General features: G+C 55.4%; 8 protein-coding genes and 1 CRISPR repeat array (1 of these 9 only partly in view). Of the genes, 7 read left to right on the top strand and 1 reads right to left on the bottom strand.

The genetic code is table 11. From position 1 onward, the window contains the following. Positions 1-6: 6 nt before the first annotated feature. The gene (locus ACTQZF_RS02295; RefSeq protein ID WP_441554465.1) at positions 7-1,674 is read left to right on the top strand and encodes a formate--tetrahydrofolate ligase; all 1,668 of its coding nucleotides are present in this window, start codon (positions 7-9) and stop codon (positions 1,672-1,674) included. A gap of 180 nt (positions 1,675-1,854) precedes the next feature. After that, positions 1,855-2,811, top strand: a complete 957-nt coding sequence (locus tag ACTQZF_RS02290; protein WP_441554464.1) for a hypothetical protein — start codon at positions 1,855-1,857, stop codon at positions 2,809-2,811. A 110-nt stretch (positions 2,812-2,921) separates the two neighbouring features. Here the strand turns inward: ACTQZF_RS02290 and ACTQZF_RS02285 are convergent, their stop codons facing one another. Then, positions 2,922-4,103 (bottom strand): cation diffusion facilitator family transporter, encoded by a 1,182-nt coding sequence (locus tag ACTQZF_RS02285; RefSeq protein WP_441554463.1) that lies wholly within the window; start codon positions 4,101-4,103, stop codon positions 2,922-2,924. Between the two features lie 218 nt (positions 4,104-4,321). On the opposite strand from ACTQZF_RS02285, the gene ACTQZF_RS02280 reads away from it, so the two are divergent. The 5 genes from ACTQZF_RS02280 (at position 4,322) to csn2 (ending at position 12,085) form a co-directional block, all read left to right on the top strand. Continuing rightward, complete coding sequence (locus tag ACTQZF_RS02280) at positions 4,322-5,659, top strand: hypothetical protein (protein ID WP_441554462.1); 1,338 nt, start codon at positions 4,322-4,324, stop codon at positions 5,657-5,659. A 361-nt stretch (positions 5,660-6,020) separates the two neighbouring features. Continuing rightward, positions 6,021-10,208 (top strand): type II CRISPR RNA-guided endonuclease Cas9, encoded by a 4,188-nt coding sequence (cas9, locus tag ACTQZF_RS02275; RefSeq protein ID WP_441554461.1) that lies wholly within the window; start codon positions 6,021-6,023, stop codon positions 10,206-10,208. Next, positions 10,195-11,076 carry a type II CRISPR-associated endonuclease Cas1 gene (gene cas1, locus ACTQZF_RS02270; RefSeq protein WP_441554460.1) on the top strand — a complete coding sequence of 294 codons (882 nt, stop codon included), beginning with the start codon at positions 10,195-10,197 and terminating at the stop codon, positions 11,074-11,076. The genes cas9 and cas1 overlap by 14 nt, the downstream gene beginning before the upstream one ends. Before the next feature lie 23 nt (positions 11,077-11,099). Further along, the gene (cas2, locus tag ACTQZF_RS02265) at positions 11,100-11,408 is read left to right on the top strand and encodes a CRISPR-associated endonuclease Cas2 (protein ID WP_441554459.1); all 309 of its coding nucleotides are present in this window, start codon (positions 11,100-11,102) and stop codon (positions 11,406-11,408) included. Then, positions 11,405-12,085, top strand: a complete 681-nt coding sequence (gene csn2 / locus ACTQZF_RS02260) for a type II-A CRISPR-associated protein Csn2 (RefSeq protein ID WP_441554458.1) — start codon at positions 11,405-11,407, stop codon at positions 12,083-12,085. Before cas2 ends, csn2 begins: the two co-directional genes overlap by 4 nt. 55 nt (positions 12,086-12,140) lie before the next feature. Next, positions 12,141-14,218: a CRISPR direct-repeat array (repeat unit 36 nt; unit sequence GTTTTGGAGCAGTGTCGATCTAACTGGTAATCAAAC); it runs 329 nt beyond the window's last position.

Genomic DNA, 14,218 nt, shown 5'->3' with positions numbered 1-14,218 from the left:
CCGCCCATGCCTACTGATATCGAAATCGCACGTTCCGTCACGCCGCTGCCCATTACCGAGGTGGCCAAGAGCGCCGGCGTCGACGTAAAGCACCTGATTCCGTACGGCTTCGACAAGGCAAAGGTCGACTATTCACTGCTCAACGAGCCGTCCGATCACCAGGCCAAGCTTGTCCTCGTGACTGCTATCAATCCCACGCCTGCGGGCGAGGGCAAGACCACCACGACCATCGGTCTGGCCGACGGTCTGCGTCGTCGCGGCGTCAAGAGCGCCGTGGCCCTGCGCGAACCTTCGCTCGGCCCCGTCTTTGGCGTCAAGGGCGGTGCCGCCGGCGGCGGCTGGGCCCAGGTCATCCCCATGGAGGACATCAACCTGCACTTTACCGGAGACTTCCACGCTATCGGTGCCGCCAACAACCTGCTGGCCGCCATGCTCGACAACCATATTCAGCAGGGCAACCAGCTCGGCATCGATGTTAAGCGCATCACCTGGAAGCGCGTCGTCGACATGAACGACCGTCAACTGCGCCATGTTATCGATGGCATTGGCGGCAAGGCCCAGGGCGTGCCGCGCGAGGACGGCTTCGATATCACCGTTGCCTCCGAGGTCATGGCAATCCTGTGCCTGTCCACGAGCATCAGCGACCTCAAAGAGCGCTTGGGCGAGATCGTTGTCGGCTACAGCTATGCCGGCGAGCCCGTCCGCGCCCGCGACCTTAAGGCCCAGGGCGCCATGGCCGCGCTGCTCAAGGATGCGCTCAAGCCCAACCTGGTGCAGACGCTCGAGGGCACGCCCGCGTTTGTCCACGGCGGTCCCTTCGCCAATATCGCCCACGGCTGCAACTCCATCATGGCCACCCGCATGGCCATGCGTTTTGGCGACGTTGCGATTACCGAGGCCGGCTTTGGCGCCGACCTTGGTGCCGAGAAGTTCCTGGACATCAAGTGCCGCATGACGGGCGTTCGCCCCAGCGCCGTCGTGGTCGTCGCCACTGCCCGCGCGCTTAAGTACAACGGCGGTGTCGCCAAGGCCGACCTCAACGACGAGAACCTCGAGGCCCTTAAGGCCGGTATGCCCAACCTGCTGCGTCACGTCGACAACATCCAGAACGTCTATGGTCTTCCCTGCGTGGTCGCCATCAACCGCTTCCCGACGGACACCGAGGCCGAACTTGCGCTCATCGAGTCCGAGTGCCAGAAGCTCGGCGTCAACGTTAAGCTGTCCGAGGTTTGGGCCAAGGGTGGCGAGGGCGCGCTCGACCTGGCTGATGAGGTCATGCGCCTGATCGATCAGCCGAGCGAGCTCAAGTTTGCCTACGAGGACGGTGCCGATGTGGCCGACGCCCTGGAGGCCGTTGCCACCAAGGTCTACCGCGCCGATGGCGTCGACTTTACGCCGGCTGCCAAGCGCCAGCTCGCCGAGCTGCGCGAGAACGGCTTTGGTAACCTGCCGGTGTGCGTCGCCAAGACCCAGTACAGCTTTAGCGATAACGCCAAGGCTCTGGGCGCGCCCGAGAACTTCCGCATCACCGTGCGCGAGCTCAAGGTTTCCGCCGGCGCCCACTTTGTGGTCGCGCTGACCGGCAGCGTTCTGACCATGCCGGGCCTACCCAAGGTTCCCGCGGCCGAGAACATCGACGTCGACAACGACGGCAACATCACCGGCCTGTTCTAAGCCTGCTGCTCATAGCCGCTTGCCCGCCCCGCCGCGCCTACCAAGGCCCGGCGGGGCTTTTTGATCCTTAGGCCCGCGCATGTCTTGTAGATACCGGCGGGCTTTGTCCATCATAGGCTTTTGCGCGGGTAGAATGCATGGATAACTTGATGCTTACGGGCGACGGAAAGGAATCGTTGCATGGACCAGGACAAGACGACCGTAATGGGTGGCTACGGCTCCCTGCGGACGGGCAATGGCGCCGATGAGACCCGCGTCGTGCCGAATCCCGGCTACGCTGCCCCCGATACGACGCAGGTGTCGGCCGATCCCACGCGCGTTGTGAATTACGGAAGCGCGGCGCAGGACCCGCATGGTGTCTCATCGCAGAACCCCTACGGCAACGCGGCGGTAGACCCTTATGATGACCTGCTGCAAAATCCCATTCCGCAGCCCCAGCAGACGACGTATATGCCGCGCACGGCACAGCCGCGCTACGAGTCGCACGACCGATACGCGCGCGAGCCGTATCGTGAGTATCCCAAGTCCATCCCCCAGTATGGCGAGGACGAGGAGAAGAAGCCTTCGCGTTCGTCGAGCGTGATTAAGAAGATCCTCATCGTGCTGGCGATCTTCTTTGCCTTGTCGGTTGTGTTTGCCATCGTGTCGGGCATGCTCAACAAGCGGGGCGCCACGACTGATACCACGGCCGAGCAGACCGAGACTGTCCAGTCCGGCACCGTCGACCTGAGCGATATCCCGGGTCAGTACTGGTCAAACGCCAAGAAGCTCCTCAAGTCGCGCGGGGCCGACCTTTCGAACGCCGTGATCCTGACCGATGATGGCTCAACACCTGTTGTCGATGCCAATTGGGTCGTGACGTCTGCCTACTATAACGACAACGGTAACCTCGAGATTCAGCTCACGCGCAAGGACAGCTCGTCGAGCAACGCGTCCGGCGACCAAGGCGCCACGGACAGCTCGAGCTCTAACACGCTGGAGGACCTGAGCAACAAGGCACAGGAGTTGGGAGACAAGGCCCAAGAGCTGGGTGACACGGCTCAGAATCTCGGCGATACTGCACAGAACCTGGGCGATATGGCAACGAACGCCTGGGATGCCCTGCAAAACGGCATTTCGGGCGCGCAGGGAAACTAGCGGCCGAGCGGCTAGAGCCTCAGCGGTGCAAACAAAAACGGGACGCAGGATTGCGTGACCGGGCGCATGGGCGCGTTGGTCGGCGGTCCTGCGTCCCGTTTTGCTGTCGATTACAGCTGTTCGGCCGGACGGTCGGGCGAGCTAAAGCCCGAGTCAAACGTGACAACGCATGATGCATCGGGCCTGCGCTCGTGCACGATATGCGTTACGCGCTCCAACAGCTCGTCGTCGGAGATGCGAAAGCCGTCGGGACGCACCAGGTCAAACGAAACGAACCCGTCGTGCTCGTGCAGGTCATGGATAGAGAGCGCGGGATCGATCTGCATGACGCCACGCTTGACCCAGCCGCGCAGGTCATCGCCGGTGGTGGCGATGGGGTCGCAGTGCAGCGTGATGTCGATGCCCATCTGGCGTTTAATATCGTGCTCGATGGTGTCCAGGATCTCGTGGTGCTCAAAGGCATCGCCCTCGCCGGGCATTTCCACGTGTGCGCTGGCAAACTGACGGCCGGGGCCGTAGTCGTGCACCATGAGGTCGTGTGTGCCCAAGACCTGGGGGTACGACATGATCCTGTCGCAGATTTCCTGGACGAGCTTGGGGTCGGGCGCTTGTCCCAACAGCGGGCTGATGGCGTCGCGCACCAGGCCCATGCCGCTGATGCAGATGAAGATACCCACACCCAGGCCTGCCCAGCCATCGAGGTCAAAGCCGGTCGTCTGCGAAATAAGCGCCGCCGCCAAGACCGAGCCCGAGGTGATGACGTCGTTTTTGGAGTCCTGCGCCGTGGCGATGAGCGTCTCCGAGTCGATGCGGTCGCCCAGCGCGCGGTTGAATGCGGCCATCCATAATTTGACGAGCATGGATAAGACGAGGGCGGCTAGGGAGACCAGCGTGTAGGCGGTGGGGGAGGGCTTGATGATCTTGGTAATGGACTCGAGCACCAGGTTGATGCCGACGGCGCAAACGAGGACGGCGACAAACAAGCCGGCGAGGTATTCGTAGCGGCCGTGGCCATAGGGGTGACCTTCGTCGGCCGGGCGGCTGGCAAGGCGGAACCCGAGCAAGCTCACAATGTTGCTCGAGGCATCGGAGAGGTTGTTAAAGGCATCGGCGACAAGCGAGACAGAGCTGGCGAGCAGACCCGCGATGCCCTTGGCCAAGCACAGGGTTATGTTGAGGCCAATGCAAATGAGGCTTGCGGCAAAGCCCGCGTTGGTGCGACAAGATGCATCGACCGGCTCGCCCTTGCTGCCAGGAACAAGTGTATGTACCAGACGATTTACAAATAGCATGGCGTACCTCCTCGCATCCTCGTTTAAGGGGATAGTGTAGCTCGCATGGGCGCGCCGTGCGCCGATGCTCAGAAAATGCAGCAATGGTCTGCGGGAGCTAACGAGCGGGGCTTCTTGTCCGACCGCGTGCTCCATTTTGGGCCACATGGGTATGGGCTTGTGCCTGCCTGCCCGACATACTTAATGTCGACAGCCCCTGCGTAAAGGAGGACGTATCCATGGACGAGATGTTTGCCATTAAATGCCAAAACTGCGGCGGCCCCATGTACTCACACCAGGCTCAACGCAGCTTTGAGTGCGCCTATTGCGGCACGGTCGTTCCGTGGCAGGCCGATGCGGGGGAGCCCAGGAGCGCCCTGGGCATTCGCCATGCGCCGCTGACGGTTGTCGATGGGCTGCTTAAGCTCACCCATGTGTCGCAGCTCGAGCGCCCGGAGGAGCCGGACTGGTATTTCTTTCATGCGCACTGGCGCAACCAGTCGGTTCTAGAGCATCTGCTGTGGGAGGACCGCGGCACGGCGCAGGAGTTCCAGGAGGCCACGCATGTGAGCATCCCGTGCCCCTTCTGCGGCGCATCCTTCGAAGGCGAGTCGACCCAGCGCGTGTTTGAGTGCCCGTCCTGCGGCAATAAGATCGGCGTTGCAGACCTACTCAAGCCCGGTACCTTTAGCAAGCGCCTGACCATGGGCGTTGGTGCGGAGTATGTACCCGAGCAGGGTATTCCCTGCGAAATCTCGCCGCAGCAGGCACGTGCCAACGCACTTCAGCTGGTGCGCCAGTATGCGGAAGCCTTTGCCGGGCACGACGTGGAAGATGCGATTCAAAATGACATGATGCTCTTCTACTTTCCCATGGCGCTCGCGGATTTGCGCATGATGGCGTCCTTCCCAGGCAAGGGGCTGAGCAAGGAGACCTTGGTGTACTACGAGGTGCTCGACTGGGCCTATCCCAGGGCAAACTACCTGGACGTTCGTCTTATGGGCATTTTGGAGCCGTGGGACTTTGCCAAGGTGGGGCCGTTCGATCCCGCCATGCAGGAAGGCGACTTCCGCGTTGTCTCCGTCGATGCGTCTACCAAGGACCAGGTGGTCATTGATAAGCTGGCGCTCGACATTGCCGGCAACGATGCCGAGGCGGTGCTGGGGCTCAATAAAAAGAGTATCCGCACGTGGGCGCGCAAGGCCCGCAAACACAAGGATGGTCTGGTGATGGTGCCGGTCTACTTTGTCGATCGTCCGGCGACGGACAGCCGCGAAGGCGAGCAGGTGCGCATTGCCGTAAACGGCCAGACGGGCCGTGCGGCCGCGGTAGTGTTTAGCGACAAGCGCGAGACACATGTGGTGGCACCGCTCAACCCGAGCCTGCATCTATCGAACGAAAGTACCGTGCACGCCACACCCATCGAGGTCAAATACGTTAAATCGCCGTTTCTGTACCAGATCGTGCGCCATGGAGGCGGTGAACAGCCGCGGCAGGTGGCGGCGGTGGCCGAGGGCTCCTACCGAGAAGAGAAGCCCAAGCGCCGCGGTCTGCTGGGTGCGCTATTTGGGAAGTAGGGGAGCGGTGCCAGTTGTTGCTGTAGCGTGAAAGCCAGGAGAAGGGGCGGCTCGCATGAGTGCGGGCTGCCCTATTTTTGTGCGGCGACAAGGCATGTGGGCGCTCAATTAAACGCTCATGCTCACAGCACAAACGTTGAGCAACATTACGTCTGCCGATAGCTATTAAAAAATGTCCGCTTGCGGTAGTAGCATTAAAAAAAGGGGGTCCCGAATGGAACCCCTCTGGCAAGTCAAATTGTCCCCTACGGGACGCCTTCCAAGGAAGGCATTTTTGGCAAAGCCGTATTTTGACTCGCAGTGTCGATGTAACTGGTAATCGACAAGGCAACTGTAACACAGCGCGGAAGGGCTGGTCGACATGAATTTAAGAAACTACTCTGGCGACTACAATATCGGCCTCGACATGGGAACCGGCTCCGTTGGTTGGGCGGTGACCGATGCCCAGGGCAAGCTTCTGCATTTTAAGAAACAGCCGACGTGGGGCAGTCGTTTGTTCGATAGCGCGCAGCCGGCGTCCGAGGCGCGCGTTCATCGTGGGCAGCGTCGCCGTTACGTGCGCCGTCGTTGGCGCCTCGACTTGTTGCAAAAGCTGTTCGAGCCTGCGATGAGCGAGGTCGATCCGGGCTTTTTCATGCGACTTAACCAGTCGCGGACCATTGAGGGCGATCCGATCTTTACCAAGGACTTCACGAAGGCCGATTACTACGATCGCTTCCCGACCATCTATCATCTGCGCACTTACCTTATGGTCACCGATGAGCAGGCCGATCTTCGATTGGTGTATCTCGCAATCCATAACATCGTTAAGCATCGCGGTAACTTCTTGCGCCAGGGGGAGAAGCTGACGGCAAAGACGGCAAAGACATCCGATGCCCTTAAGAATCTCAATGGCGCTCTGAAGGCATGGTGTGAATCGAGAGAATATGAGTTCGCGAAGCTTGATGAACTCTCTGTAGCGAAGATCTTGGCTGATGAGCGATCTTCTCGTTCGCAAAAGGCAAAAGACATTCAGGCGCTTGTAAAAGTGGATACTGCGGATGCGGCTGCGAACAAAAAGCTGGCGAAGGGTTTGTCGAGCGCTGTCGTCGGTCTCCAATGCGAGTTCAAAGATGTGTTTGGCGAGTTTGAGTGCGAGACAACTAAGCTCGCGCTTTTGGATGACGAGAAGTTAGAAGCGCTGCAGGCCGCATGTCCCGATGACTGCGTGGAGCTTCTTGAGTCCATCTGCGGTGTTTACTCTGCTTACGTGCTGCAGGGGCTTTTGTCCTATGCTGAGGGCCAGACAATCTCGGTCAACATGATCGAAAAATATAATTGTTACGCGAATGATCTTGATCGACTCAAGACTTTGGTCCACGAATATGCTCCCGGCTCATATGAGTCTTTCTTCCGCGGCGCAACCTATCACGATTCGAATAGCGATGACCCCTCGCGCGACTACGATGCCTCTAAGGCACAGGGTTACACCGCATATGACCTGCATAAACTGTCCTATGATGACTTCGCTAAATCCGTAAAGAAGCTCTTTGCGGGAACGGGCGCGGAGACGGATGAGCGCTATATTGCCATGATGGACGCATTCGACAAACAACGCTTTTTGCGTCGCCTTAAGACGAGTGATAACGGTGCCATCTACTATCAGCTGCATCTTGAGGAGTTGCAGGCTATTCTCAAAAACCAGGGCCGCTTCTATCCGTTCCTTAAGGACGAGGCTGCAAAGATCGAGAGTCTGGTTACGTTCCGTATCCCGTACTATGTGGGACCGCTGACGCCTAAAAATGCTGCCCAGGACAAACACGGCAACCATCGATTCCAATGGTCCGAGCGTAAGCCCGGCATGGAAGATGCGACGATCACGCCGTGGAACTGGGATACCGTGATCGATAAGAACAAGAGCGCCGAGAACTTTATTCTGCGCATGACGGGCGATTGCACTTATCTTGCTGGTGAAAAGGTGCTTCCCAAGCAGTCTCTGCTCTACGAGGAGTTCTGCGTTCTGAACGAACTTAATGGCGTTCGCTGGTCCGAAGATGGTGACGATTGGCAGCGCCTGGATGCCGCGCAGCGCGAAGGCATTGTCCATGAGCTTTTCCATAATAAGCGTCGCGTTACCTACAAGATGATTGCCGACTGGCTGGTAAAAGAGGGCGACGCGACAAATCCGGTTGTCCGCGACGGCCAGGGCGAGAGCGGTCTTGAATCGAAGATGAGCTCGTACATCTTCTTTGCCAAGGACATCTTTGGCGTGGACGAGTTGAGCCGCGCCGAGTATCCGGTTATCGAAAAGATCATTCTTTGGAACACGTTGTTCGAGGACCGCTCGATCCTTAAGGAAAAACTGCAGGATGAGTTTGGCCCCAGTGGCAACGGAATGCTCGATGCCGAGCAGATTAAGAAGATTTCCAATAAGCGCCTGACTGGTTGGGGACGTCTGTCAGAGAAGTTCCTGACGGGTATTAGGATTGATACGCAAGCCGGTCGCTCTATGAGCATCATGGACGTGCTGCGAGAGGGAAACCCTAGCTCCGAGCGTCGCCTGGGCGAGACTATGGTGATGATGGAGATTCTCCACGACAACACACTGGGCTTCCAAGAAAAAGTGGATGAGCACAATCGTAAATACTATGCCGAACACGAGAAGTCTCTAGGCGTAAATGAGCTTCCCGGATCTCCGGCGATTCGTCGCAGCCTGAATCAAGCGATTCGCATTGTTGACGAAATCGCAAAGATTGCGGGACACGCGCCGGCTAACGTTTTTGTTGAGGTGACTCGCGACGAGGACGAAAAGAAAAAGGGCAAGCGGACTACGAAGCGCTGGGACGCCATCGAGGACGCTCTCAAGGCGTTTAAGGCCGAGGGCGGCGACCTGGCTGTTATGGACGATTTCAAGGAGCTCAAGGCAGCTAATGTGGACCTTGACGAGCGCTTGACCCTCTATCTGATGCAAAACGGAAAATGTCTGTATTCCGGCCGCGCTATCGATCTCAATAAACTTATGGCGGGCTCGGGCGAGTATGAGGTCGACCATATCATTCCGCGTGCCTACATTAAGGACGACAGTCTCGAAAACAAGGCGCTGGTGTATCGCGAGGAAAATCAGCACAAGACCGACCAGCTTTTGATTGATAAGAGCATTCGCTGGAAGATGGGCGAAACGTGGAAGCAGCTGCACCAAGCGAAGCTCATTGGCGATAAAAAGTATCGCAACCTGCTGCGTTCTTCCATAAACGAGAACGCCATGAAGGGCTTTGTCGCGCGTCAGCTCGTGGAGACGAGCCAGATGGTTAAGATGGCGCAGGCGTTGCTTGAGGCGCGTTATGCCGACGAGGGAACTAAGATCGTTCCCGTTAAGGCGAGCGTGTCGCACAACCTCCGTGAGGCGGCCGGCTTGGTCAAATGCCGCGAAGCCAATGATTTCCATCATGCGCATGATGCCTATCTGGCATGCCGCTTGGGGCTGTTTATTCAGATGCGCCACCCCGGAATGTATGAGAACCCCATTGGCTACTCGCATGTGATTAAGAAATACGTGCGCGAGCAGTCCGAGCTGTTTAAGAAAACCCATCGCATGCCTGGATCGGCCGGATTTGTCGTCAATAGTTTTATGACTGCGGGTTTTGACCCCGAGACGGGCGAGGTCTTTGACGATGCCTGGACCGAGGACGACGAAGTCAAACGTTATAGGGGAAAGTATCTTCCGGACGGCTGGAACGCAGCGGCAGAGGTCGAGGGCATTCGCCGTGCGCTCAACTACCGCCAGTGCTACATCTCGAGGATGCCGCAGGAGGATACGGGCGCGTTCTGGAAGGCAACGATTTACTCACCGCGTGATCCCAAGATGGGCGCAAAGCTTGAGCTGTCGACCAAGCAGGGGCTCGATGCTAAGCAATACGGTGGTTTTTCGAGCCAGCAGTTTGCGTATTTCTTTATCTATGAGGCCAAAAAGAAAGGTAAGCCGGTGTTCCGGTTCTCTCAGGTTCCCGTGTGGCTTGCGGCACGCATCGAGGGAGACTCGGCAGCGCTTAGCGAGTATGCGAGGGGACTTGCGGAGAAGGAGGGCCTGGAGTACGTCGGTATCACGAGGTCGAAGATCTACAAGAAACAGCTGATTGAGGTGGATGGAGAGAGGCTGCTGCTTCGCGGCAAGAGAGAGCTTTTGTCAGCAGGTCAAATTGCCTTCACTCAGTTAGAACAAAGGGCAATTCTTGGCGAGAATATAGAGAATATCGATCGTGTTCTGAAGAAGATATCGGCGGCGTCGGATACTGTTGGGTCTAGAGTCGCAAGAATGTTGTCTCTTGATTCGATTGCCAGCAAGGCGGAAGGGCTAAGCGACGGCGATAAGGTGGAACTTGCGAGGGCACTTTGTCCGGTTTTAAATGGCTCGTATGATCGAGTCGATCTATCCTGTATTGGTGGGTCGAAGCGGACGGGAACGCTCTATGTGGTCTTTTCAAAGTTATTAAATGATCCTAATTTACCATTCGTCATTGTCGACCAGTCTGTAACGGGTATGTTCGAGAGAAGGACCCGTGTCGGGCTTTAGGAACATTGTCATTTCTAGCCCCTGCAAATTGCAGTACAAGGGCGGGTACATGGTTGTCCGTCGGGAGGACGACACGGCGAAGGTTCACCTTTCGGAGATTTCGTCGGTCGTCCTTCAGACCAACCAGGTGTTCATAAGTGCTTATCTGCTCTCGGAGCTTGCCAAGGCAAAGGTCGCGTTTGTCGTGTCTGACGAGAAACGCGACCCCATTGGGCAATATTTGCCGCTATACGGGGCTCATAACACCAGCAAGCGTATTGCAGAACAGCTTGAGTGGGGCGAACCAATCAAAAAGCGCGTATGGCAACGAATCGTGCGCGACAAAATCAAGCATCAATCTGATGTGCTCCACGCCCGTGCGCGTGAGGAACAGGGCGAGACGCTCAGGAGCATTGTTGCCGAGGTGCGTTCGGGTGATACGACGAATCGCGAAGGACATGCAGCCCGGCTGTATTTCAGCTCTCTGTTTGGTTCGTCCTTCTCGAGGGATGATGACACGCCTCTGAACGCTGCTCTCAATTACGGCTATGCGATTCTGCTGTCGAGCGTTAATCGCGAGATTGCGGCGCGCGGATACCTTACGCAGGCGGGGATTTGTCACAGAAATGAGTTTAACCAGTTCAACTTGAGCTGTGATTTTATGGAGCCGTTTAGGCCTCTTGTAGACCGTATTGTGTTTGACAACTTTGACGGCGAGTTCTCTAAGGAGACAAAGCTGCTTTTGGTCGACATGCTCAATCAGGGAATTGCGTATCGAGGCGGCACGTATCGCGTGGGCTCCGTAATCTCTCTGTATGTTGCTGACTGTTTCAAGGCTCTTGACCGGAAGTTGTCGGTGGACGAAATCGAGCCGTTTGAGGTTGTATGAGTGTCGGGGAAAGGATCAGATATATGAGGCTTGTCGTCTTCTTTGATTTGCCTGTCGATACTCCTGCGCAGAGAAAAGACTACCGGGTGTTCCGCAAATTCCTTCTTAAAGATGGCTATCTTATGCTCCAGGAGTCCGTGTATGCAAAGCTTGTTGTTAATGATGGGGCGGCAGGAAGCGCGGTGCAAAGACTCAGGAGGCATCGCCCGCCGTCCGGTCTCGTGCAAGTCCTTCGCGTGACTGAGTCTCAGTTTTCGACCATGGAGTACATTACGGGTAACCGCGAGGCTCATGAGGAGATAGACACAATGGAGGAGCTTCTGGTTTTATGAGGCTCGTGTTTTCGGGACTTGAGCACTCGCTGGAGCTAACAGCAGGGGAGACATCGGTTTTGCAAGTCGAAAACTCTGCTCTGTTCGCGCGGATTGTAACTTCTTTGCAAAACGGATTGGGGCGCCAGGCGATGGAACCTTACTCCCTTTGGAAAGACGATGAGGAGATTAAGCCCGGCAGCGCCCTGATGGTAGTGCCTGATGCGCTGAATCTTCCATGGGATGACCGTGCATTTATGACCGCAATCACCAAGAAGGTTGAGCGCGAGTTTCTAGAAGACGAAGATCTGCGTATGCAGGTGGAAGAGGCTGAGCGTGCAATAAAGCTGCGTTTAGGCGGATTAAACCTTGGCTTTAATGCCGATTTGGGGTTTGGGCTAGAATGGGATTTGAAGCGCTACCTCAAGTTTTTAGGATTTGGCGCAGCGCCTCAAGAAGATAAATCGTTCCTTGATAATCTGCTGAATTTTCTTTCATTTGCTCTTGACGCTGGCTGCAGAAAGACAATCGTATTTGTAAATCTCAAAACATTTTTGACGGAAAATGAGTTGCAAACGCTCTATGACCACGTGTTTTTTCTTAAGTTGAGCTTGTTGCTCCTGGAGAATAAAAAGGACACCATGGCTTACGGACATGAACATAAACTAACGGTTGACCTGCAGTTTTTAGAGCATTGAAAGAACTGACCGGTTAGATTGAACGTCCCGTCGCAGTAGGGAATTTGTTCCAATGGTTTTGGAGCAGTGTCGATCTAACTGGTAATCAAACCTCGCTGCGCTTGGCGCGCTCCTCCCACTGTTTTGGAGCAGTGTCGATCTAACTGGTAATCAAACTTTAGAGTCTTTGTAATAGTGCGCTTTGTCGTTTTGGAGCAGTGTCGATCTAACTGGTAATCAAACAATTGCATCTGTTCCATGGCTTGCACTCGGTTTTGGAGCAGTGTCGATCTAACTGGTAATCAAACCTCGTGGACCTCCATGAGCGCTACGTGGTCGTTTTGGAGCAGTGTCGATCTAACTGGTAATCAAACCGAGGGAAGCATCCTAGACGGCGACTTGAAGTTTTGGAGCAGTGTCGATCTAACTGGTAATCAAACAGCTGCCCGCGCCCACCTCTCCCGCGATGCGTTTTGGAGCAGTGTCGATCTAACTGGTAATCAAACGTCATGAACGCCTACCTCATCTTGGGCCTGGTTTTGGAGCAGTGTCGATCTAACTGGTAATCAAACTTCATCAGTCCTCACCTCTCAGCTTGCTGGTTTTGGAGCAGTGTCGATCTAACTGGTAATCAAACCGTGTCTAGCTTGCCTTATATGGCGCTTCTGTTTTGGAGCAGTGTCGATCTAACTGGTAATCAAACAAATTGCACCTGTTCCATGGCTTGCACTCGGTTTTGGAGCAGTGTCGATCTAACTGGTAATCAAACGTGCAATCGCGACGAGGCGTCCGGGACGTAGTTTTGGAGCAGTGTCGATCTAACTGGTAATCAAACCCCCGCACAATGGCACGTTTGCGCACCTATGTTTTGGAGCAGTGTCGATCTAACTGGTAATCAAACCAAGTGGCAGCATCAACATTAACGGTAGTGTTTTGGAGCAGTGTCGATCTAACTGGTAATCAAACTCATTGCTTGCTCCTTTCAGTGTCACCGTTGTTTTGGAGCAGTGTCGATCTAACTGGTAATCAAACTATGGCTATCGGCTTTGTGTACGGATATATGTTTTGGAGCAGTGTCGATCTAACTGGTAATCAAACGCGACCGTCTGGACGAACCCTACCACGGGGGTTTTGGAGCAGTGTCGATCTAACTGGTAATCAAACTTAAGATGAATCTTATCCCCATTAACCAATGTTTTGGAGCAGTGTCGATCTAACTGGTAATCAAACAACTAATCGAGAACTTACGATGACTTGATTGTTTTGGAGCAGTGTCGATCTAACTGGTAATCAAACAAGGCGAATATTGAGGTTGTGATTGAGTAAGTTTTGGAGCAGTGTCGATCTAACTGGTAATCAAACTACTACAAAAACGACCTAGACGTTGTGGAAGTTTTGGAGCAGTGTCGATCTAACTGGTAATCAAACCGCTTGTCGAACCCGACGATATGCCCGATAGTTTTGGAGCAGTGTCGATCTAACTGGTAATCAAACCGTACAGCACTTCGGTATCTAGCGGAATCTGTTTTGGAGCAGTGTCGATCTAACTGGTAATCAAACAACGCGCCCACCATGCCGCGCGGTTATCGTGTTTTGGAGCAGTGTCGATCTAACTGGTAATCAAACCTCACCGGCGACCAGTGCAACGGCATCTGGGTTTTGGAGCAGTGTCGATCTAACTGGTAATCAAACCTCACCGGCGACCAGTGCAACGGCATCTGGGTTTTGGAGCAGTGTCGATCTAACTGGTAATCAAACGATGAGCGTTTGCAGCGCTATGGTCTTCGCGTTTTGGAGCAGTGTCGATCTAACTGGTAATCAAACATCGAGGGTATGCGCCTCTACGAGCTGTCAGTTTTGGAGCAGTGTCGATCTAACTGGTAATCAAACCAACGAGACGACTCAGGAGGCATGCGACTCGTTTTGGAGCAGTGTCGATCTAACTGGTAATCAAACGCCAACATCGGAATCACGTGCGGAGCGCCGGTTTTGGAGCAGTGTCGATCTAACTGGTAATCAAACTCGTGAGCGCTCCGCACGTCTTGAGACAATGTTTTGGAGCAGTGTCGATCTAACTGGTAATCAAACCGCTCACGACAGGCGCGAGACGGTCTTGGTGTTTTGGAGCAGTGTCGATCTAACTGGTAATCAAAC

The organism is Collinsella sp. LCP19S3_H3 (assembly GCF_052119145.1).
Lineage (GTDB): Bacteria > Actinomycetota > Coriobacteriia > Coriobacteriales > Coriobacteriaceae > Collinsella.
This window is presented reverse-complemented; position numbering and strand designations above follow the sequence as displayed.

Bases quoted from the DNA above. Each gene is read 5' to 3' on its own strand.
- ACTQZF_RS02295 (WP_441554465.1), top strand. From the start codon at position 7: ATGCCTACTGATATCGAAATCGCACGTTCCGTCACGCCGCTGCCCATT.
- ACTQZF_RS02290 (WP_441554464.1), top strand. From the start codon at position 1,855: ATGGACCAGGACAAGACGACCGTAATGGGTGGCTACGGCTCCCTGCGG.
- ACTQZF_RS02285 (WP_441554463.1), bottom strand. From the start codon at position 4,103: ATGCTATTTGTAAATCGTCTGGTACATACACTTGTTCCTGGCAGCAAG.
- ACTQZF_RS02280 (WP_441554462.1), top strand. From the start codon at position 4,322: ATGGACGAGATGTTTGCCATTAAATGCCAAAACTGCGGCGGCCCCATG.
- cas9 (WP_441554461.1), top strand. From the start codon at position 6,021: ATGAATTTAAGAAACTACTCTGGCGACTACAATATCGGCCTCGACATG.
- cas2 (WP_441554459.1), top strand. From the start codon at position 11,100: ATGAGGCTTGTCGTCTTCTTTGATTTGCCTGTCGATACTCCTGCGCAG.
- csn2 (WP_441554458.1), top strand. From the start codon at position 11,405: ATGAGGCTCGTGTTTTCGGGACTTGAGCACTCGCTGGAGCTAACAGCA.